Annotated in this window: 18 protein-coding genes; 11 read left to right on the forward strand and 7 right to left on the reverse strand. The window is 58.4% G+C overall.

What is annotated here, in order from left to right; all coding sequences use genetic code 11:
* Positions 1-51: 51 nt before the first annotated feature.
* Positions 52-1,524, forward strand: a complete 1,473-nt coding sequence (locus O77CONTIG1_RS27930; protein WP_286132289.1) for a GNAT family N-acetyltransferase — start codon at positions 52-54, stop codon at positions 1,522-1,524.
* Here O77CONTIG1_RS27930 and O77CONTIG1_RS12300 read toward each other — a convergent pair.
* Positions 1,457-2,032, reverse strand: coding sequence for a GNAT family N-acetyltransferase (locus O77CONTIG1_RS12300; protein ID WP_286132290.1), 576 nt, complete (start codon positions 2,030-2,032; stop codon positions 1,457-1,459). The two genes, O77CONTIG1_RS27930 and O77CONTIG1_RS12300, sit on opposite strands and share 68 nt — an antisense overlap.
* A 94-nt stretch (positions 2,033-2,126) precedes the next feature.
* Between O77CONTIG1_RS12300 and O77CONTIG1_RS12305 the strand changes: the two genes are divergently transcribed.
* From O77CONTIG1_RS12305 to O77CONTIG1_RS12315, 3 genes are all read left to right on the forward strand, one after another.
* A complete protein-coding gene (locus O77CONTIG1_RS12305; RefSeq protein ID WP_068510963.1) occupies positions 2,127-3,731 on the forward strand; it encodes a bifunctional ADP-dependent NAD(P)H-hydrate dehydratase/NAD(P)H-hydrate epimerase in 1,605 nt (534 codons plus the stop codon).
* Between the two features lie 169 nt (positions 3,732-3,900).
* Complete coding sequence (locus tag O77CONTIG1_RS12310) at positions 3,901-4,839, forward strand: hypothetical protein (RefSeq protein ID WP_156435212.1); 939 nt, start codon at positions 3,901-3,903, stop codon at positions 4,837-4,839.
* A gap of 145 nt (positions 4,840-4,984) precedes the next feature.
* Positions 4,985-5,596 carry a 5-formyltetrahydrofolate cyclo-ligase gene (locus O77CONTIG1_RS12315; protein ID WP_156435214.1) on the forward strand — a complete coding sequence of 204 codons (612 nt, stop codon included), beginning with the start codon at positions 4,985-4,987 and terminating at the stop codon, positions 5,594-5,596.
* 24 nt (positions 5,597-5,620) lie between these two features.
* Here the strand turns inward: O77CONTIG1_RS12315 and ftsH are convergent, their stop codons facing one another.
* Positions 5,621-7,561: an ATP-dependent zinc metalloprotease FtsH gene (gene ftsH / locus O77CONTIG1_RS12320; protein ID WP_084782571.1), complete on the reverse strand. Its 1,941-nt coding sequence runs from the start codon at positions 7,559-7,561 to the stop codon at positions 5,621-5,623.
* A gap of 191 nt (positions 7,562-7,752) precedes the next feature.
* On the opposite strand from ftsH, the gene O77CONTIG1_RS12325 reads away from it, so the two are divergent.
* On the forward strand, positions 7,753-8,754 hold the full coding sequence (locus O77CONTIG1_RS12325) for a zinc-dependent alcohol dehydrogenase family protein (RefSeq protein WP_068516495.1): 1,002 nt from the start codon (positions 7,753-7,755) through the stop codon (positions 8,752-8,754).
* Positions 8,755-8,814: 60 nt separating this feature from the next.
* Here the strand turns inward: O77CONTIG1_RS12325 and O77CONTIG1_RS12330 are convergent, their stop codons facing one another.
* Together O77CONTIG1_RS12330 and O77CONTIG1_RS12335 are read right to left on the reverse strand one after the other, a co-directional pair.
* Positions 8,815-10,020, reverse strand: coding sequence for an alpha/beta hydrolase (locus O77CONTIG1_RS12330; RefSeq protein WP_068510967.1), 1,206 nt, complete (start codon positions 10,018-10,020; stop codon positions 8,815-8,817).
* The gene (locus tag O77CONTIG1_RS12335; RefSeq protein WP_068510969.1) at positions 10,017-11,795 is read right to left on the reverse strand and encodes an NFACT family protein; all 1,779 of its coding nucleotides are present in this window, start codon (positions 11,793-11,795) and stop codon (positions 10,017-10,019) included. Before O77CONTIG1_RS12335 ends, O77CONTIG1_RS12330 begins: the two co-directional genes overlap by 4 nt.
* A gap of 545 nt (positions 11,796-12,340) precedes the next feature.
* Between O77CONTIG1_RS12335 and remA the strand changes: the two genes are divergently transcribed.
* Both remA and gmk read left to right on the forward strand, forming a co-directional pair.
* On the forward strand, positions 12,341-12,601 hold the full coding sequence (remA, locus tag O77CONTIG1_RS12340; protein WP_068510970.1) for an extracellular matrix/biofilm regulator RemA: 261 nt from the start codon (positions 12,341-12,343) through the stop codon (positions 12,599-12,601).
* Positions 12,602-12,710: 109 nt separating this feature from the next.
* On the forward strand, positions 12,711-13,331 hold the full coding sequence (gmk, locus tag O77CONTIG1_RS12345; RefSeq protein ID WP_068510973.1) for a guanylate kinase: 621 nt from the start codon (positions 12,711-12,713) through the stop codon (positions 13,329-13,331).
* A 45-nt stretch (positions 13,332-13,376) separates the two neighbouring features.
* Here gmk and O77CONTIG1_RS25525 read toward each other — a convergent pair whose 3' ends face one another.
* Positions 13,377-13,871, reverse strand: a complete 495-nt coding sequence (locus O77CONTIG1_RS25525; RefSeq protein WP_197673182.1) for a hypothetical protein — start codon at positions 13,869-13,871, stop codon at positions 13,377-13,379.
* 400 nt (positions 13,872-14,271) lie between these two features.
* Positions 14,272-17,466 (reverse strand): valine--tRNA ligase, encoded by a 3,195-nt coding sequence (locus O77CONTIG1_RS12355; protein WP_068510976.1) that lies wholly within the window; start codon positions 17,464-17,466, stop codon positions 14,272-14,274.
* A gap of 371 nt (positions 17,467-17,837) precedes the next feature.
* Between O77CONTIG1_RS12355 and O77CONTIG1_RS12360 the strand changes: the two genes are divergently transcribed.
* The 3 genes from O77CONTIG1_RS12360 (at position 17,838) to O77CONTIG1_RS12370 (ending at position 19,902) form a co-directional block, all read left to right on the forward strand.
* Entirely contained in the window at positions 17,838-18,551 is a 714-nt protein-coding gene (locus O77CONTIG1_RS12360) for a GntR family transcriptional regulator (RefSeq protein WP_084782572.1), read from the forward strand.
* 93 nt (positions 18,552-18,644) lie between these two features.
* Positions 18,645-19,052: a gamma-glutamylcyclotransferase gene (locus O77CONTIG1_RS12365; RefSeq protein ID WP_068510978.1), complete on the forward strand. Its 408-nt coding sequence runs from the start codon at positions 18,645-18,647 to the stop codon at positions 19,050-19,052.
* A 346-nt stretch (positions 19,053-19,398) separates the two neighbouring features.
* A complete protein-coding gene (locus O77CONTIG1_RS12370; RefSeq protein WP_068510980.1) occupies positions 19,399-19,902 on the forward strand; it encodes a Tic20 family protein in 504 nt (167 codons plus the stop codon).
* A gap of 152 nt (positions 19,903-20,054) precedes the next feature.
* On the opposite strand, the gene O77CONTIG1_RS12375 is transcribed toward O77CONTIG1_RS12370, so the two are convergent.
* A complete protein-coding gene (locus O77CONTIG1_RS12375) occupies positions 20,055-20,852 on the reverse strand; it encodes a fumarylacetoacetate hydrolase family protein (RefSeq protein WP_068510981.1) in 798 nt (265 codons plus the stop codon).
* A gap of 241 nt (positions 20,853-21,093) precedes the next feature.
* On the opposite strand from O77CONTIG1_RS12375, the gene rpsF reads away from it, so the two are divergent.
* Complete coding sequence (gene rpsF, locus O77CONTIG1_RS12380; RefSeq protein WP_068510983.1) at positions 21,094-21,399, forward strand: 30S ribosomal protein S6; 306 nt, start codon at positions 21,094-21,096, stop codon at positions 21,397-21,399.
* Positions 21,400-21,462: the final 63 nt, after the last annotated feature.

Consider the following 21,462-nt stretch of genomic DNA (forward strand, 5'->3'; position numbering starts at 1 on the left):
CTCGATCGATTGAGAGATGCAGGAAAAATCCGATAGGGTTGCCCGAAACCAATGTCTTCCCCTGCGGCTCCTCCCCCTGCCACTTATTTTCCGTTTGCCGATGGACGCTGGCAGATGCGGCTGGGGTTGCAATATTGCTCCGCAACGCTGGCGCGAACGCTCTCTCTCGACCACTGGATAGAAATCGACGACCAGTACGAACGCTATTTGCAACAGAAGCGCGAACTGCTGAGTGAACGCCATGCAGAGGTCTTTGCAGCACTCCCCGGCAGCGAAGCAGCCCAGCAAGAAGTCTTGAATTTACTGGCTGATCATTTGCCCCGGCGATTTCCCCAAGGGTTTACCCGGATGGGCGATCGCCTAATTAATCATCTCACAGGCGAAACCTGGACGGTAGGTGAGTGGAGCGATTGCCTGCTGGATCTGGCGGGGCGCTGGGTACAGGAAGATCTCCTGGTGCTGCTGCCGTCGGCGGAGGGAACCTATCGTCTGGTGGCAGGATCGCTCTGCTTTCCGCTCTACTGGCGCTTGGCCGATAAGCTGGGGCAACCGCTGGGGCAGATTCATGCGCCCGTTCCTGGCTATGACAAGACGCTGGAGCGGCCGATGGATAACTTCTTTGCGCGGCTCCAGCCCGATCATCCCGGCTATCGGTTTAACTGGAGCATCGTTGATACGCCGGAGCTATTTCTGGGGGTTCAGCGGAGCCATCCAGTTCCGACCGACATTACACCGGCCAACGCGGGCGATCGCCTGTGGATTCGGGTGGAGCGACAGACGGTGCGGCGCTTGCCCCAGAGCGGCGGCGTGCTGTTCACGGTACGCACCTATACCTATCCACTGGCGAGGTTGCAGCAATATCCAGAAGCGGCGGCGGGGCTGGTCAGGGCGATCGCCCAGATTCCGCCCGATATGCAGCGCTACAAGAGCCTCGCGCCGATCCGTCCAGCCATCGAGGGCTATCTACAGGGCAATCGTTGGGGATGGCAGATTCGTCCAGCGCAAGCAGCAGATATCGAGGCCTTGTTTGATATCCGCACCAGCGTTGTGGAAAACCACCAGTCCCGTGAGGAAATTGCCGCGTTGGGCATTACGCCAGCCTCTGTCGCGCACATGCTAGACACCGACTGCTGCGCTTGGGTTGCCGAAACGAATGCTGAGGTGAATCCAGGCAGCCTAGACTTGCCCGCGCACGGTTTAGTCGGATTTGCCATTGCCAATGCCACTGAGAAAACCATCTTTGGGCTGTTTGTGCTGCCAGCCTATGAAGGGCGGGGCATTGGGCGATCGCTCTTGCAGGCAGCCGAAGCCTGGCTCTGGTTGGCAGGATGCAAGGAAATCTGGCTGGTGACGGGCAACGACCCAACCCTGCGGGCCTACGGATTTTACCTGCACCTGGGCTGGACGGCGGTGGGGGTTGAAACGGCGGGCGAGTTTCAGGGCGAAATGCGATTTATCAAGCGTTCTCCTGCTCAGGCTGCGCTACCGGAGCGAGATCTCTCGTCGGAAGCGCTTTCGTCATAAAGGCGCTGTTGGGATCATCGGCATAGTCGGCAAACGGGCCGCATGGCTCGAACCCGTAGCGGGCATAGAGCGATCGCGCCGCAGCAAATTCCGCCAGTGCCCCCGTTTCCAAATACAGACGGCCATAGCCCCGCCGCTCTGCTTCCGCGAGAATATGCTCCAGCAGTTTTGAGGCAACGCCCTTACGACGATATGCCTGAACCGTCCGCATGGACTTGATTTCACCGCTGGTGGCATCCAAGTGCCTGAGTGCGCCACAGCCTACCAGTTCGTCTCCCTGCCACGCGCTCCAGAAAGTGATGTCGGGCGATTGCAGCCGTTCCAGATCCAGCGCATGGATACTCCCTGGCGGCGTAATTTCATGCATATTCGCCAGATGCTCCTGCAACAGCGCTGCAATTGCTTCCCCCGTTAGATCATCTTCCCGAATTTGCACCGATTTCATTGGCCCGCTGGATGACGATTGTTTCTGAGTGTAGTCATCGGTAGCCGTAAATGCAAAACGCAAACCCCTCACCCGTCTGTCGTTTCCGTGGAGTCGTTTCCGTGAATCAGCGAGCGTTTTACCATGTTCCTAACCCCTAGCGCCTCCAAGCCCTCCCATGCGGCACACCCAGATTCAGCAGTTTGTCGTTTCGGCCAGCCAGATGGCAGCCATCGAGTCGCGGGTGTTTGCAGCGGGGATGCCCGTGGCGGCGCTGATGGAAAAGGTGGCGGGGCTAATTACCCGGCGCGTGTGTGAGCTGTATCCCGACGCGCGAACGACATTTGGCATCCTGGTCGGGCCGGGGCACAACGGGGGCGACGCGCTGGTGGTAGCGCGGGAGCTGCATTTTCGCGGCTATGATGTGAAACTTTTTGCGCCGTTTGCCAGTCTCAAGGAGCTAACGGCTTGCCATGCCCACTATGCCGCCAGTTTGGGCATTCCCCAGGTGGCGCTAAACGAGCTGGCAGATTGCGATGTGCTGATCGACGGATTGTTTGGCTTTGGGCTGACGCGGCCGCTCTCTGGCGACATCGCCGCCGCGGTTGACCAGATCAACACCTGGCAGAAACCCGTGCTGAGCATTGACCTGCCCTCTGGACTGCACACCAACACTGGCGCGGTGCTGGGAACGGCCGTGCGAGCGACGCGCACTTTCTGCCTGGGGCTGTGGAAGCAGGCGTTTTTGCAAGACCAGGGGCAAGACTGGATTGGGCAGGCGGAACTGCTTGATTTTGACCTGCCCTTGGCGGATATTGTCGAGGTGCTGGGAACCCCGCCTGATCTTTGCCGGATCACGCCACAGCGGGCGATCGCCGCTCTCCCGCTGCCCCGATCTGCCACGACGCACAAGTACCGCGAGGGACACTTGCTGCTGGTGTGCGGATCGCGGCAATATGCCGGGGCAGCGCTGTTGGCGGCGCAGGCGGCGCGGGCCAGCGGCGTGGGGATGCTGTCGGTGGCCGTGCCGGAATCTTTGCGGCTGATGGTGGTGGCGCAGGTGCCGGATGCACTGGTGTGGGGCTGCGAAGAAACAGAAGGGGGGGCGATCGCCCACTTGCCTGAAGACCTGAACCTGTCAGACTACACGGCGATCGCCTGCGGTTGTGGGCTGACCCGCAAGCCAGTGAGCCTGGTCAAGCAACTCCTGGAAACACCCACGCCGCTGCTGCTAGATGCCGACGGGCTGAATATTTTGGCGACGCTCGACCCAGTTCCCACGCTGCGGAACCGACCTGCTCCAACCGTCCTCACGCCGCATCCGGGCGAGTTTCGCCGTCTGTTTCCCGATCTGGGGGCAGCGTCGGGAAGGAAGGAACAGGGCGATTCGCAAAACGATCCCTGCGGGAATCGCATCGAAACGGTGCGCCGTGCCGCGCAGCAGTCTGGGGCGATCGTGCTGCTAAAGGGGGCAAAAGTGGCGATCGGCACAACCCAGCATCCGGCTGTGTGGCTGAATCCAGACAGCACGCCTGCCCTGGCACGAGGCGGCAGTGGCGATGTGTTGACGGGGCTGCTGGGCGGGCTGCTGGCTCAGGCGGCGCGTCGCAATCTACCCCTGGAGCCAGTCGTGGCCGCGGCCACCTGGTGGCACGCCGCCGCCGGACGACTCGCCGCCGCCGCCCACAGCGAACTGGGCGCAGATGCCAGCACGCAGATCCGCTATTTGCCGCGGGTATTGCAATCGAACGATTTTGACGATTCTAGCGATTTTGGATTTTAGATTGGCGGTTTTGGATTTTTGGCAAGCTTTTCAGTCCACATGTCTCACGCCCGGCCGTCGGATACCTGCTGCGTACCCTGCAATCGCCCGTTCCGTTTAGATTCCTCAAGCGCCGTTCTGTCAAATGCTACACCCTCAAACTGGTTTGCTTCAGCTGTTCCAAAATGCGATGAGGCGGACGCGATTCGCAAAGCGATCCCTGCGGAAATCGCCGCACCCAACCCCACGACATCGGGCGATTCGCGAAGCGTTCGCGCAAGCGGTGCAGCGCACTTTCCCGACGGGAATTGCCCTGACGCTGGCCCTCTTGGGCGGGCTGGCGATGCCGCTGAAGGGTTCGGCAACCCGTCTCCATGCAATGAGTCTCTATGCCCAGCCAGTGGCGGAACCCAGTGCCCGCCCAGCGCCCATCGAACTGGCACAGCGAATCATCATCCGGCGGCGGGGCGATCGCCACGAGCGAGATCCCGACGACTGGCGCGACGATCCCGACTGGTGGGATGACTATCGGCGCGATTCGCGAGGCAATCCCTACAGGAATCGACTGCCCCGCTGCTATCCCGGTTACGATTGCTATCCCCGCTACGACTATCGCCCGCGCCGCCGACCAGAACCGCCCAATCCCCTGCCGCTGGTGTCTACGCAAGACTGCACCGATCTGACCGTGATGGCGCGGCTTTCCTATATGTGGGATGCGGGCAGTTCCCTCAGCGATGCCGTCACCGGAGCGCAACTGGCGGTATGCAGCAGTGGCGGTGTAGCCACTAGCCTGAGCCGCTGGGGAAATGGACAGGTTGCCCGCTTTGGCAACGGCTGGAACTATCCCAATGGGGTCGCAGGGCGCTTTGGATCGTCCTGGCAATATCCCAATGGGCAACTGCTCACCGCTGGCTCGTCCTGGTTTTATCCCAACGGGCGATCGGCTCGGTTCGGCGCAAACTGGTTCACGCCCAGCGGCCGCCCGGTGTCGCAGCAGGAGTTGCTGAGCTTGGCCTGCGGTCAGTTGGGGGCGCGGCAGTGTGGCGATCGCCTCCAGCAGGTTCCGGCAAGCTCCGGCTTTTGGTACGACCTGACAGTGGTTGAGCTAGCGTGGCTGTCGGGTCGATAATCTGGCTTGCCACACCAGCGCAAAAGCTTCTAGAGTAAGTTACGAAACGGGTGCGGAGTGCGCCAATTTTCTGGATTCCCAACTTCTCACCCGAACTTCTCACCCAAACTTCTCACCCCAACTTCTCACCCCAACTTCTAACCCCTTGGATCTCACCGCTGGTTCCCAAGCTGACCGTGATCAGGAAAAGGCCATTCGACGGCGATCGCTGCTCAAGGCCCGTCAGACGATGCATCCTGACCTGTGGCGCGAAAAGAGCGATCGCCTCTGTGCCCGGTTGCAAAGCTGGGAGGGATTTGCTCAGGCGCGGACGGTTCTCGCCTACTTCAGCGTGCGCCAAGAGCCTGACCTCAGCCCATTGTTTCATTTGCCCAAGCGTTGGGGCTTTCCCCGCTGTGTTGAAAAGGAAATGGTCTGGCATCGCTGGTCGCCCGATGGAGCCGGGATGCCCCGCGCCTACCCGCTGCAAACGGGGGCGTTTGGTATCCCGGAACCCCATCCCCTGTCGCTCCAGCTCAGCCCCGCAGAGGTAGACCTGATCCTGGTTCCGGCGCTGGCGTGTGACGTGCAGGGCTATCGGCTGGGCTACGGCGGCGGATTTTATGACCGGATGCTGAGTGCGCCCCAGTGGCGGGGCAAACCCACAATTGGCATTGTGTTTGAGTATGCCCGTGTGCCCCGGCTGCCAAGAGATCCCTGGGATCGCCCGCTACAGGGCATCTGCACTGAAACAGGGCTATTCCTGGCAGACGGCTAATGGGGCATTCGTTGCGTAGGCAAGCTAAATCCCCTGGGCAGCAAGCTGCTGTTCGGGTAACTCCACCGACTCGGCTACAATCTTGCGGAACTGTTCCCCATCAATGGTTTCCTGCTCCAGCAAAATCTCTACCAGCTTGTCTACCAGGGCACGGTTCTCGCGGATGATGCGGCGGGCTTCGCGGTGGCACCGGGTGGCAATATCGCGAACCTGATGATCGATCTTGACGGCAATTTCCTCGGAATATTCCGACCGCGACATTAGATCCCGCCCCAGGAATACTTCATTGTTGCCACTTTCGAGCGCAAAGGGGCCCAAATCAGACATGCCGTAACGGGTCACCATTTCACGGGCCAGATCGGCGACCACGCGAATATCGCCGCTGGCTCCAACGGTCACTTCCGAGTCACCAAACACCTCTTCCTCAGCGGCGCGACCGCCCAGCGCGATTGTAATGCGGTCGAGCAGCCAAGCGCGGGTGTACAGTCCGCTATCGATCATCTCTTCGTTGAAGGTCTGCTGCGCGAAGCCGCCCACGCCGCCGGAGCGGGGGATGATGGTCACTTTGTTCAACGGATCGGAGTTTTTCAGCAGGGTCATCAGCAGCGCATGGCCGACCTCGTGATACGCAATCAGTCGCTTTTTCTTGCTGTCGAGCAGCGGCGTTAGCGTCATGCCCGTGGTGATGCGGTCGATGGCATCGTCGATTTCCAGCGGGGTGATTTCTTCTTTGCGACGGCGGGCCGTGAGGATGGCAGCTTCGTTCAGCAGGTTTGCCAAGTCAGCCCCAGAGAACCCGGGCGTGCGGCGGGCGATCGCCTCCAGCGACACCTCTTTTGCCAGCTTCTTGTCGCGGGCGTGGACTTCCAAAATGCCCAGACGACCGTTGTAACCGGGTAAATCGACCTGCACCTGACGGTCGAACCGGCCGGGACGCAGCAGCGCCGAATCTAGTACGTCGGGCCGGTTGGTAGCCGCGATGATGATGATGCCCGTGTTGCCCTCAAAGCCGTCCATCTCGGTCAGCAACTGGTTCAGCGTTTGCTCCCGCTCGTCGTTGCCGCCGCCGATGCCCGCGCCGCGCTGCCGTCCTACCGCATCAATCTCATCGATAAAGATAATGCAGGGCGCATTTTCCTTGGCTTTTTTGAACAGGTCGCGGACGCGGGATGCGCCCACGCCGACGAACATTTCCACAAATTCTGAACCGGAAATGCTGAAGAAGGGAACGCCTGCCTCTCCGGCGATCGCCTTGGCCATCAGCGTTTTCCCAGTTCCTGGCGGCCCCACCAGCAGCACGCCTTTGGGAATCTTAGCCCCGACGGCGGTGAAGCGTTCCGGCTTCTTCAGGAACGTCACCACCTCTTGCAGTTCCTCTTTTGCTTCTTCAATCCCTGCCACGTTGTCGAACGTCACGCCCGTCTTAGCTTCCATCATGAAGCGGGCGCGAGACTTGCCAAAGTTCATTGCCTGCCCAGAGGCATTGCTAGAGCGGCGCAAGATCATCAGCAGCCCTGCAATCAGCAGAAACGCCAGCAGCGCATTGGTAATAAACCAGGAAACCGCGCTGCTATCTGCCGAAGACTGAGCCGCGACATCGACGTTATTATCCCGTGCCGTTTCAAATAGCGCCTGGTTATCGTCTGAATTGCTGAAGAGAATGACTTCCTGCGGCGTATTGCTGCGATCCTTCAGGTAGACCTGCGCCACACCCCGCGCAGAATCGACCTCGATCCTGGACACCTGCCCTGCTTCAATTTTTTCGATCAGCCCCGTGTAGCTGAGGCGCTCTTGAGACCGGGCTGTGCTGGTTTGCGACAGCGCGGGCGGGGCGGCCAGCACGGCTTGCAACGCCAGCCAGACCGCTGCCACTGCACCTGTCGCCGCAGCGCGGGCAGTTCGAGTAGAGCGGGTGCGGGGCAGAGGAGTTTTTGGGGTCAGCGGGCGGGGTCGAAAATCACGCATACCTTACAGCTTTCAGTCGTGCCAGGGCACAGGATTCAGTTGGATAGCACTAGTGTAACTTGCTGACTCAGCAGCGGGTGCGGTTTCAGCCTGCGGCCTTACAATTCGGAGCAGGCTGGGCTGAAACTTTACGTCCAGTTCACAGGCTGCTAAACGCTTGCTCTGTCTGGCTAAACGAGGAGGAAACCCAGGTGAAAGCCGTCCTAATGACTGCGCCAGGTGCGCCGGAAGTGCTGCAACTGCACAACGTTCCTGAACCCCGCCTGACGAGCGATACTGCGCTGCTGGTACGCCTGAAGGCGGCAGGCGTGAACCCGATTGACACGAAGCTGCGGAAGCGCGGCACGTTTTACCCGGATCAGATGCCCGCAATTTTGGGCTGCGACGGAGCGGGCGTGGTCGAGGCGGTTGGAGCCAGGGTGAAACAGTTTCATATTGGTGAGGCAGTGTACTTTTGCCAGGGCGGGCTGGGCGGAACGCCGGGAACCTACGCAGAATTTGCCGTGGTAGAAGAACGCTGCGTTGCGCCCAAGCCCGCCACGCTGAGTTTTGCCGAAGCGGCTGCTGCGCCGTTGGTCTTGATTACTGCTTGGGAAGCCTTGTGCGATCGCGCTCGGCTCCAGTCGGGGCAGACGGTGATGGTGCAGGCGGGCGCGGGCGGTGTGGGGCATGTGGCGATTCAACTGGCGCGGCTGATGGGGGCGCGGGTTTACACCACCGTTAGCACTGAGGAAAAGTCGGCACTGGCGCGAGATCTGGGGGCCGCCGCCACGATCGATTATCGAACCACCAATCCTGTGGCTGAAGTGATGGCGCTGACCCAGGGCGCTGGGGTGGATGTCAGCTTTGATACGGTGGGCGGCAGCGTGCTGTCGCAGTGCTTCGCGATGACGCGGGTGTATGGCGATGTGGTATCGATCCTTGCGCCCGACCCGCAGACGGATTGGAAGACGGCCCGCGATCGCAACTTGCGGGTTAGCTTTGAACTCATGCTTACTCCCATGCTCCAGGGACTAGAATCTGCCCAGACCCACCAGGCAGAAATTCTCCAGCGCTGCGCCCAGTGGATCGACCAGGGCAAGCTTCGTATTGTTCTCAGCCATGTCTTTCCGCTGGCCGAGGCAGCAGCGGCGCATCGGCTACTGGAAGCAGGTTCCTGCCTTGGAAAGATCGCGCTGGCGATCGCCGATTGAGGATACTGCCAGAACCCCATGCTAACGATTTCAACCCTGCCTCCAAAATCCAAAATCCTTCTACTGGGCGATCGCCCAATCCAGAAACCGCTCCACATGATACAGCGCGATCTGGTTGCCGATGCCGCGAAAGATCGCGTCGAAGGCGTGTTCTGCCCAGGGCAGGCGGATTAGGGCGGCGGTGTTGCCATTGGCACGGAGTGCTTGGTAAAGCTGCTGGCCGAATTCCGGCTTGACCACATGGTCGCGATCGCCATAGATCAGCAGCACAGGCGGCAGACCGGGGCGCACATAAGTAATCGGCGAGGCGGCGCGATATTCGGCGGGTTCGGTGTCTGGCGTGCCGCTCAGGAAGTCTTCTAGCAAAGCGCGGGTGTTGATGGGGTCAGGGCGCGGCGGATTGCGATAACCCTCCGCTAGGTCTACCGGGCCGTAGTAGCCGACGATTCCCCGCACGGGCACGGCATCGGGCTGGAAGGCGACCAAGGTGGCCAGGTGTGCGCCTGCCGACCAGCCAAGCAGGGCAAGGCGATCGCCCTCCACGCCCCATTCCGCCGCCCGCTGGCGAATCAGTTGTAGCCCCTGCTGCACATCCTGAAGCTGCGCCGGGAAGGGATGCTCTGGCGCGTGGCGATAGTCCAGCGCGATCACCGTATAGCCCCGCGCCGCCAGATATCGGTTAAAGTGCGCGTTTTCGTCGGCATCGCCCGATCGCCACGCACCGCCATAGATTGCGGCGATCGCCCCCATCGGCTCCGACGGACGCACCACGGGCTGATACTTCACCAGGCGGAGCGGCGTGCCGTCGGCTGCGGCGTACTCGATCGACTCTGCGGTGACTTCGGCAGCAACAGGAATGCCGCGAATTAGGTCGGAAAAGACAAATGGGCGCGATCGCCCGTTCTGGGTTGAATTTCCTGGCAAATCGTAAGTGTCGCCTAGCGTCGTCTGCATCGCCTGTGCTGCCCGCTGGATGGCTCCCGGCAGTTGAACCAGCGGAATGCTGCTGAGCAAAAGGGCGGCCAGGCTGAGGGCGATCGCGCTGCGGGCCATGCGCCGAGCCGCAGGACGACGGCTGGCGGAAAACAGGACGACTGCATCCAGCCCCACCTGCCCATTCACCAACATCAAAAGTGGGCTGATTTCCGGCGCACCCACGCCCAGCGGCAGCAGCGCAAGGGTCGGCGCAGGCACAACCGTCCACAGGCTGAGAAACAGCCCCACCCCGCTGAGCAACAAGATCACCAAGCCTGCGACCCGACTCATGGCGCAACGGGTTCTGGCGTAGAGACGGGAGCAGAACTGGCAGCAGACTCCAGCCAACGCCTAGCCTGCTGCGGCTGTCCCCAAATCACCCGCTCCTGTTTGTAAATCACTGTGCCGGGTCGTGCGCCCTTAGGTTTATACACATGACGCGGTTCCGTGTAGACGACGGGAACCTGATCACTTTGGGCAGCGCGGCTGTAGTAGGCAGCGAGGTCAGCCGTGAATTGTAGGTCGGCATCCTCTGGCACTGCACCCGCTGGCAGCCGCAGCAGGGCATGGCTCCCCGGAATTTCCTGACTGTGAAACCAGAGGTCGTAGTCGGTCGCAGTGCGCGAGATGAGCTGGTCGTTCTGGTGGTTGTTGCGCCCGATGAGAACCTCAAAGCCACTGGGCGTGGTGTAGCGGCGGAAGTTTGTGTTCGTCGCCGCAGTTCCTCGATAGCGCTGGTCGGGGTCGTCGAGATAGCGCTGCTGGATTAGTTCGTCGCGAATTTCTTCGAGTGCTTCTAAGTCTTCTGGCATGGTGTAGGTGTCTACTTGCAGGACGGCAACCTGCACCTGTTCCAGGTAGGCGATCTCGGCCTGCACGTCGGCCAGCAGCGGTTCAAGGGCCTGGCGCGATCGCCGCAATTTTTGGTGTCGCTTGTAAAGCGCCTGGGCATTCTGCACGGCGTTCTTTTCAGGATCAAGGGCAATGTTGACGGGTTCGCCGGTCTCAAAGTCTGCTAGCTCAATGGATTTTAGCCCTGGCTGCCACTCGTGCAGGTGCGCCATGAGCAAATCGGCCTGCGCTCGATAGCGGTCGGCTTCGTCAGACTGCACCAGCCGCGCCTGGAAGTCTGCCGCTTTGACGTAGAGCTTGTTGAGCAGGTTCGTCAGCCGCTGATTCAGCTGATGGCGGAGTTGCGAGAAAACCTGGCGGTTTAGCTCGTCGGTGTAATAGCGGCTGAGCAGCGCTTGTACTGACTCAGCCGGAAGCGCATCGTCCCAGCCCAGCACGGTGTAGCCATCGGACAACCAGCCGGGGGAAAACTGCTCGGTTTGCAGCGCCGTCAGCCAGGCCCGCCAGCGATCGCCCAGCCGGGCCCACTCTGCCTCGCTCAGCGAATCTGTCTGACGCTCCGGATCGAGACCTGCCGCTGCGATCAGCCGCCGCACCAGTGCCGAACTCAGCCCGCGATAAGCTTTTAGCAAGTTGCGCTTGAGCGGGCCGGGAATCAGCGCCACTCGTTCCTGCCAGCGCTCTAGCGGCTCCTCCAGGCTGGGCACGGATTCAGTCAAGCTAGGGGGAAACTCGTAGGGCTGCCCCGTCAGCACCGGACGCACACTCGACTGCTGATCGTTAACCTGATGCGCCACAGTAACGATTTGATTGTCAGCAGTTGTTAACACTACGTTGCTGTATTTGCCCATGATCTCCACATAGAGATGCCATAGGGCAGGGTCGCCGGGTCGTCGAGCAAACTGAAAATCCAGCACCCGCTCCCAGGGGGCGATCGCCTCTATCGCCACCAGCGCCAATCCGTTAAGCTGATGCCGCAGTTGTTGGCTAAAGGTAAACGTGTCGGGCCCTTTGGGCGGTGGCGGGTCGATGCACACTCTGGCGGCTTGCGGATGCCAGGAAAGCGTAAGCCAGCCGCGCTGATCCAGCGTGCGGAGGCAGAGGGCGATCGTGTGGCGATCGCGCTGCACAACCTGCTCCAGCCGAGCCGGGAGCCAGGTTGCTCGCAGTTCAGCGCAGGCAGCCATCAGAGTCGTGTAGTCAACGGGTTGCACAGATTTTCTGGAGATCTACTTTCTATGAAGATTTCTATGAAGATCCGCATTCACTCTTGCTGAAATCTATTTCTTTGTATGGAGATCTATGGAGAAATAGCGGATTTTCTTAGCGTGAATAGCGGGTTTTTCTCTAACATTCACACTTTTGCTAAAAACCTCACCCAATCGGGTGAAGCAGGATGAGTCAAGATTCGTGGTACACAAAATTCATAGGCAGATTCCTGATTGCAAAATTGCGAAAAACAGCATCAGATTTGGCTTTAACAAGTTGAAAATATGTGCGTAAAACATCTTATTATTGGTCAGAATGATTACTATCAATTTTGAGTTAGGGATATATGTCTGTGACTTCTCGCACTGAAGCAGTTGAGGATGTTCCCTGAGTGCATCGCTCCCCTTAGAACTATTGCAACTAATTGCAAGTATTTGAAAGGCATAGACGTATTGTTCTCTGTGAGGCGGCCAGTGTGCCGCTTTCTTTAGGGCAATCCCTCGATTTCACACATCAGTTTCGCTCAATCTCTAATTCCGCATGGATTCGTATGGACATCCGGCTCATTAATATCGGCTTCGGGAATATCGTGTCTGCAAATCGGGTGATTGCCATTGTCAGCCCCGAGTCCGCCCCTATCAAGCGTATCATCAGCGATGCCCGCGATCGCGGACAGTTAATTGATGCTACTTATGGTCGTCGCACTCGTGCGGTCATTGTGACTGATTCTGGACATGTGGTGTTGTCAGCGATTCAGCCTGAAACAGTCGCCAACCGCTTCATGGTGAGCAAAGACAACAGTGATGACTAGCCCCAGTCCCGAACAGCCGCAGCGCAAGAGGCGGCTGATATGAAGACTGAATCAGATCTTCAACTGCATGTAGAATGAAGATCCTAAAGATTTTGGTTGCAGTTGTTACATGCAAGAGCGTTGGTCAAGTGGCAGGCTAATTGTCCTAACTGGGCCGAGCGGGGTTGGCAAGGGCACGCTCTTGAAAGCCTTGATGACACGGCATCCTGAGCTTTATCTCTCGATCTCAGCGACGACTCGTGCGCCGCGTCCTGGAGAGGTCGATGGTCAGCACTATTTTTTTCTGAGTCGTGCCGAGTTTCAGGCGCTGGTTGACCAAGGGGAACTGCTGGAGTGGGCTGAGTTTGCAGGCAACTGCTACGGCACGCCCCGCCGCCCTGTGGAGACAGCAGTTCAGGAGGGGAAGTGGGTCATTTTAGAAATTGAGCTAGAAGGGGCACGGCAAATTCGAGACACCTTCCCAGAAGCGCTGCGAATTTTTGTGCTGCCGCCTTCGCTGCACGAGCTAGAACATCGTTTGAGGGGGCGGGGGCAAGATTCGGAAGAAGCGATCGCCCGTCGGCTGGAGCGGGCCCGCGCTGAAATCAATGCGGCTGACGAGTTTGATGTGCAGGTCGTCAACGATGATCTGGGTCTAGCCCTAGACCGCATTGAGCGAATTCTATTCCCAACCGCAGATACCCTGCCAGACCCAGCGATCGCCCTCAGCGAAAAGGTCAAAACGTCTTGAGGACTGGCGACCAGTGGCTCCGTCTTCTAAAGCAAGCCAGGAACTCTAGACAGGCTGCGATTCTTCTGAAGGGCTTTGCACTGGAGCATCTTTGCCCGCGCTGTGGTTGTGGTTCACAGGAGCAGCCGCAATGGTTTCTTCAGCATGAGAGCCTGCGCTAGCCACCGTAATGCCCTGCTCCGCTGGCTCCTCCATCGAAGCCGCAATGATTTCTTCAGCATGAGAGCCTGCGCTAGGGTCTGCATTGAGGCGTAGCGCGTTTGCCATCATCTCAATCTGCTTTTTTTCGCGCTTTAGATTTTCCTCCAACTCCTGGATCTGATCCCGCCAGGCCTCAACCTCTAGCGCCCGTCGTCCAATCTCTTGCTCTTTCATGGTGTAAGATTGCCGCCACTGCTCGGCCCTCTGCGCTTCTTCGTGGAGCAGCGCGGGTGAAACCCCGGCGGTCAGATAATCCTGCACAATTTCCAACACCCAATCTTTCGCATCCTGCACCTGCTTGATCTTCATCGAGCTGCTTAGCTCCACGAGAACCAACATGCCTGTTGCATAACGTTCGGATGCTTCGGCCCACACAATATCTCCGGACTCACAAACTGCCCATACGTAGTCAGCACGCTTTTGGGCAAGCAACTTTAGTCCCGCCTTCCCTTCAGAATCTCGTGTTGTCACCTGAGCCAGGTAGAGCATCAGAATCGAGCTGTGACTGAGAAGATTTGTGAATCCTTAAGAGTTAAGTATACCGCTGGCCCTGCTCAGAGTCTAAGGCGATCGCAGCCGAATTGCATGAAGATTCTGAACTGTCACAGTAGATAGTATCAAAGGCTACAAAAACTATCAACGGGTATGGGGCAGTGGATAGCACATGCAGTAAGTTGCGATAGCAAAATCAACATCACCTCCAGATGCAAAGCCACAGGCAGCCTGTCAGGATTCTAGTCTAAAGTCGGGAGAGGCGATCGCGCAGGATAGCAGCCTGTGTTTCCGCCTCTGCCAAAGCATCCCGTACCCCCTGAACCACCGCTGCCGGAGCGCGATCGACAAAGTTGGCATTGCTCAAGCGCGATCGCAAGCTTTCGGCTTCTGCGGTTGCCTTTGCCAGGTCTTTCTCAATCTTAGCCCGTAGCGCGGCTACGTCCACTACGCCCGCCAGGGGTACTGAAACCTGCACCGTCCGCACCACGCCCACCATTGCCTGGGGTGTGCCGCCCGGAGGAGCCGGAATTGACTGTAGCTCAGGCACCGGAACGGGTTTTGCTGTTTGAGGGGGCGGCGTGATTTGAGGCTTCGGTGTAGCGTCGACAGAAGATGTCTCGCCCACGATATCTTGCAAAACCCGATTGACCAATTCGCTGAACTCACGACGTTTTTGAGCAGTCGAGAGATAGCGAATCGCAAACCAGACCGTATAGCCAAAGCCCAGTAGCTTCAGCAGCGGCGTGACCAGCAGCAGCCCGTTCAGCGAATGCACCGTCGCCAGCACTGCCCGCGACACCAGCAGCAGGGCCACCACCAGTCCCAGCGTCACGATCAGTTTGCGATAGCGCTCCAGGGAGCCAAAGTTCACGCCTTCCACGGCCTTGTAAGCGGCTTCGGCAGCCCCTTGCGCCAGATGCAGCGCTTCAGATTCAAACTCGTTGGGTGCAGGCAGCGAGTCGCTGGGCGGAGTCGGCACAGACACGGGTTCTGGAATAGACAGGCTCTCAATCTTTGCCAGATCTTTAATATAGGTCTGCCCCGCAGTGAGAATGGCTCGTTCCTGGGCGTTGTCCGTTTGCAAGACGGTGCGAATCTTCACGCCCGGTTTGATGTCTGCCTCGGCCCGCAGGTTTCGTACCGTGCGAATCGTGTCGAAGATCAGCCCGAACTGGTCTTCCAGGCTGGAATTAATTCGCTGCGGGTCGGCGACGGGGTAGGACTGGAGCGCCAGGGTCGCTTCTTCGCCTGTTTGCGTCAGCGTGTGCCAGATTTCTTCGGTGACGTGGGGCATGAAGGGATGCAGCAGGCGCAGCGTGCCTTCTAGCACGGTTGCCAGGGTTTGCTGGGCAGAACGGCGGCGATCGCCCCCATTGGTATCTTGAAGCCGCGACTTCACCAGCTCGATGTACCAATCGCAGAAGTCGCCCCAGATGAATTCGTACAGCCCCTTCGCCGCTTCGCCCAACCCGAAATTATCGATCTGGTGGCGGGTTTGCTGAATCGTCTGGTGATAGCGTGACAAAATCCAGCGATCGCTCATCTCCAGCCCTTCCGAGCCGGGTTCGCCGAGTTGTGCGGGCGTTTGTCCATCCAGGTTCATCATCACGAATCGAGAGGCATTCCACAGCTTGTTGGTAAAGTTGCGCGAGGCCTCCACTGAGGGCGATTCGTCGGTCTTGCGGTTATATTCCAGGCGAATGTCTTGCCCTGCGCCGACGACCTCTTTGACCAGCGTGTAGCGCAGTGCGTCGGTGCCGTACTTGTTGATCAGCAATAACGGATCGATGCCGTTGTTGGCCGACTTCGACATTTTCTTGTTGTTTTCGTCCCGCACCAGCCCGTGAATGTAAACGTACTGGAACGGCATTTTGCCCGTAAAGTGCTGCCCCATCATGGTCATGCGGGCGACCCAGAAAAAGATAATGTCGAACCCTGTGACGAGCGTTGTGGTGGGGTAGTAGGTCGCAAGGTCGGTCGTTTGGTCTGGCCAGCCCATTGTGGAAAAGGGCCAGAGGCCCGAAGAGAACCAGGTGTCGAGTACGTCGGGATCTTGCTGAATCTGCACGCTGTCGCCGTAGCGGGCCAACAGATGCGATCGCGCTTCATCTTCCGACATCGCCACCACAAAGGGCGTATCGTCCGTAATCTCGCCGCCCGTCTCGCTAACAGCGTAGTAAGCAGGAATCTGATGACCCCACCAGAGCTGCCGCGAAATGCACCAGTCGCGCAGGCTCACCAGCCAGTCGCGATAGACCTTCTTCCAGCGTTCGGGGATAAATTCCGGTTCGTTGTAGTTATCCAAACGATCCAGCGCCGCATCGGCCAGGGGGCGAATTTTCACAAACCACTGGGTCGAGAGCAGCGGCTCGATAGGCACTTTGCCGCGATCGCTATAGGGCACAGTGGTCTTGTAGTCCTCAACCTTGACCAGGAAACCCTCATCCTGGAGCCGCTGCACCACCTGCTTGCGGGCCTCGAAGCGATCGAGTCCCTGGAACGGCCCGGCAACTTCGTTCATCGTGCCGTCTTTGTTCATCACGTTGATGAACGGCAGGTTGTGGCGCTTGCCCATTTCAAAGTCGTTGGGGTCGTGGGCGGGCGTAATCTTCACTGCACCTGTGCCAAAGCTGGCATCCACGTAGTCGTCGGCAATGATGGGAATTTCGCGTCCGGTAATGGGCAGGCGAATCGTCTTGCCAAGGAGATGCTGATAGCGCGTGTCTCCTGGATTCACCGCCACCGCCGTATCGCCCAGCATCGTCTCCGGGCGGGTCGTGGCGACTTCGATAAAGCCGGAACCGTCGGTCAGCGGATAGCGGAAGTGCCAGAGGTGGCCGTTCACCTCCTGGTTTTCCACCTCCAGATCCGACACCGCAGACTGGCTGGCGGGGCACCAGTTCACCATATACTGCCCGCGATAGATCAAGCCCTCGTCATAAAGCTGCTTGAAGGAATACAGCACCGCCCTAGACAGCCCCTCATCCATCGTGAAGCGCTCGCGGCTCCAGTCTACCGACAGCCCCAAGCGGCGAAGCTGACCGACGATGGTGCCGCCGGATTCTTCTTTCCATTCCCAGGCGCGTTTGAGGAATGCCTCGCGCCCCACATCGTAGCGGGTTTTGCCCTGCTGCCGCAGTTCCTTTTCCAAAAGCGTTTGCACGGCGATGCTGGCGTGGTCGGTGCCAGGGAGCCACAGCGTGTTGCGGCCGATCATGCGGTGATAGCGCACCAGCACGTCGATCAGCGCATGTTCAAACGCATGGCCCATATGTAGGCTGCCCGTCACGTTGGGCGGCGGAATCACGATGCAATACGGCTCGCCCGGAGCGTTGGGGTCTGCTTTGAAAACTTGCCGCTCTTCCCAATATCGTTGCCATTTGGGTTCGGCGATCGCAGCGTCGTATTGGCTGGGCAAGTTGGGGATAGTCGCAGTCATGACTGGCGCAGAATTTGGCTGGATTACTCCTTACCACGTTACAAGAATTTTGCAGTTAGATGTCAGAGTTTGGGGATGGGCAGTTAAGGGTTAGACACGTCCCCAACCCTGCGGGAGGCTGGATGCAAATCAAGCCTACGTGTACACTGCATACAGGGCACCTGATTTAGACGACCCTGAGGTCTATTGTCGGTGCAATCCTAAAGGTTGCCTAGCCTTGCAATCTTTAAGCTTCTTCTTCCTCTGTCCTTGCTCAATCAGGGTAGTTTTGAGTAGAGCTGCTGTCAGCTGCATCTGGGCGAAGTAGCCTAAACTCTGAACTTATTCAACATTCGACTATTTACTGGGCTGACGCGAAGGATCTTCTTGTTTTGACCCTCTCTTCCCTTTCGGTGCAACGCAGTAAATCCCTTTACGAGCAGACCTACGAAGCGCTGCGGGCCAGCATTTTGTCTGGAGATCTGGCTCCTGGGCAGCGGCTAGTAGAAACGCAGCTTGCCGAACGGCTCCAAGTCAGCCGCACGCCGATTCGCGAGGCGATGCGTCAGCTTCAGCGGGATACGCTGGTGACAGCCGACAGCAGCGGCGGGCTGCGGGTGGCCTCGCTGTCGGTGGAAGACGTGATTCAGCTTTATGATTGTCGGCTGGCGCTGGAGCAATTTGCCGTGCAGGGAGCCTGCCAACATGCCACTCCAGAACAAGTGCGATCGCTCGAACAGCTCGTTGCCCAATCCGAAACCCTGAGCAAGTCCCAGACCGAATACAGCCCCAAAATGCTGGATTTGGACTATCGATTTCACCGACTCATTGCCGAAAGCTCTGGCAATCGCTGGCTGGTGTCGCTGCTGGATCAAGTGTTTGACAAGATGGCGCTGCTGCGGGTGCAAACCACGCGCCGCAATCCCCGTGTGCTAGAGATTCGCCAAGAGCATCGACAGATCTTTGAGGCAATTCAGACCGGGTGGCGATCGCGCTCTGAGGCCGACATCACCGCCGCCGTTGCTGCCGTTCGGACTCACCTAATCGCCAGCCAAGCCCGCGTGACACAAGAAGTAGAGAACTTGCAGCACGGCGTAGACGGATGACGTGATAAGGGATAGCACGATAATGCCATGATGAAATGATGTGAGATTTTGTTCTATCCATCCATTGTTCCATCCACGTTCTATCCAACTGCTATGACCGAAGCCACGACTCGCTACGTCTTTATCTGCGGCTCTGCCCTGCGCGGCCAGCCCGACCACGGCAACCTGCAATCCGCTACGTTTGTGCGGGAAGCCAGAACCAAACCCATGTATCGTCTGCACTCGGTACAAAACGGCTGGCATCCCGGCATTTACCCGGTCGAAGAGGGCGGCATCTCGATTCCGGGCGAAGTATATGAGATGACGGTCGAACAGTTTGACTACCTGGCCAGCAACGAGCCGCCCAATATGCACCCCAAAGACGTGTACCTGGAAGACGGCAGCGTCGTGACTGCCTTCCTCTATCCCAGGGAGCTGGTAGAACAGTACGGATGGGAAGATGTATCGCACTATGGCGGCTGGGTTGCCTACAAAATGGCGACGGCACCTGCCAGCAGCTAGTGCAAAGCTGCGTAACTAGGCTGGATGTTCGTAGTAGCGACTTCAGTCGCTCCAGTCACAACCTCTCGGAAGCAGGCTGAAGTCTGCGCTACAAACCAGAGGCAGAGCTTCCGCCGCGTAGCGTATTAGTCCATCCACCGAAGCCGAACAGACACAGATCTAGTCTGGGTGCATGGACTGTTTGAGCAGGCTGCTTGAGCAGGTGCGCGATTTTAGGCATGTGTCTTACACTTGAATAGTCTTCATTGCCTCACGGCTGGAGTCTGGGCAGTGTTGACCAGCGTCTACTACAAGCGTCCACGCAAACGCCCATCGGAGAGTTCCATCTCATCGGAGAGTTCAACCTATGTCTTGGCGCACGTCCTCTGCTGGCCCACTCGATCGCCTGTTTGCCTGCTTGCCCTACATTCTGCCAATGCTGGAGGCGTTGCCCTTTGGGACGGGGCTGCTGAGCGAGTTTCCAATGCTGCAACCGCTGCTGCTGCCGTTGGCCCCCTTTGCCTTTGTCTATGGCTTGGTGACGGGCATCTTTTCGTTTGGCGGGTTTGGCATTGGGGGATTCTTAGTGTTTCTGGCGTTGTATTTCCTGGTTGTCCGCAATGAAAGTATTTCTCATTTCATCCGGTTCAACACGATGCAATCCATTCTGATTGGCATCGCGCTGAGCCTGTTTGCGCTGGTGATCAGTCCGATCTCTGAGGTGCTGCCGCCGCTGTTTGTGCAGAGCCTCTTTACGGCGCTGTTTTTGGGAACGTTTATTCTCTGCATTTACTCGATCGTCCAGTCGGCAATGGGTCGCTACGCTGAGATTCCGACGATCTCTGATGCGGCAAAAATGCATGTGTACTGATTTCGTGTGCTAATTGATCGCTGCTGAGTTTGCCGTTCTAAATTTGCCGTTCTAATATTTGCCGTTCCAGAGTTCATCTGGACAGTGCGTTTGCCTGCACAGACGCTGAACACTTGAAGGTGAAAACCTGAAGGCGGCTGAGCAAGCGGGGGTCAGGCGATCGCCACTGGTTCCGTATTTTTCATAGCGATGCTGTTTTCCAGTGCGCCAATGCCCTCAATTTCTACCCGAATGCGATCGCCCACTTGCACTGGCCCAACCCCTTCTGGTGTGCCCGTCAGCACCACGTCCCCTGGCAGCAGCGTCATCACCTGGCTGATGTAGGACACCAGCACCTCTGGCGCAAAGGTCATTTCGCTGATCAGCGCCGACTGCACCGGCTTAGGACTATCGTTCAAAAAAGTTTGCAGGCGGGCGCTGGGGTTCAGTTCCCGCACGATCCACGGGCCCAGCGGACAAAAGGTATCAAAGCCTTTGGCGCGAGTCCACTGGCCGTCTTTTTTTTGCAAGTCGCGGGCGGTGACATCATTGGCAATGGTGTAGCCCCAGATCTTGCTCTGGGCGGCTTCGGGAGAGCAGTCGCAGCAGCGATCGCCAATCACCAGCGCCAGTTCGCCTTCATAATCCACCCGCTCCGACTGGGGTGGATAGAAAATTGGGTCGCCCATTGCAATCAGCGTCGTCGAGGGCTTGAGAAACAGCAGCGGCTCTTTGGGGGCTTCGGTGCCCATTTCGGCGGCGTGCTTGGCGTAGTTTTTGCCCACGGCGATGATTTTTGACGGCACGCAGGGAGCCAGTAGGCGATAGCTATCCGGCTCGATCAGCAGTTCGGTCAACTGTCCGCCTAGCCACGGCGGCGCGTCCAGCACCTGCACCTGGCGATTGAGCTGCAAAATGCCGTAATAAAGCTGACCAGAAGTGGTTTGAACTCGAACGTAGCGCTGCGCCATAGCGAAAACTGAAATTCAGGGAATGAATGATAGAATTGTATTTCCTTGCTTCTAAGTCAGAATGCCTGATTAAACAAGCGACCGCAAGGCGTAGACCTACCCATTGTCTGGCAAGAGTTGCCTGGGAAACCAGGGCGATCGCCGAGGGCAGCGGCTTGATAAGGTTTACTGCCTGTTCCTTAGCTTGCTCAGCGCATCTGCCTACAGAGGCCGCCTGTCCACAAGGAGACTCCTTAACCCTATGAATTACGAAACCATGTACATCCTCCGGCCTGACCTGGGGGATGAGCAAACTGATGCGGCGATCGCCAAGTATCAGACCATCCTCAAAGACCAGGGCGCAACTGACATCGACACCCAGCATCGGGGCAAGCGCCGCCTCGCCTACGACATCGGCAAGCACCGCGAAGGCGTATATATCCAGATGAACTACGTCGCCAGCGGCAATGCAGTCGCCACGATGGAGCGGGCGATGCGCCTCAGCGAAGACGTGATTCGCTATCTGACGATTCGCGTCGAAGAGCCTGCCGCAAAAGAGCCTGCCTAGCAGTTCTGATAGTCTGAATTGACGAACGGATTTTGCCAACTCTGCCCCTGTGAAGTCATCCGC

Origin of the sequence: Leptolyngbya sp. O-77 (assembly GCF_001548395.1) — a bacterium.
GTDB lineage: Bacteria > Cyanobacteriota > Cyanobacteriia > Elainellales > Elainellaceae > Thermoleptolyngbya.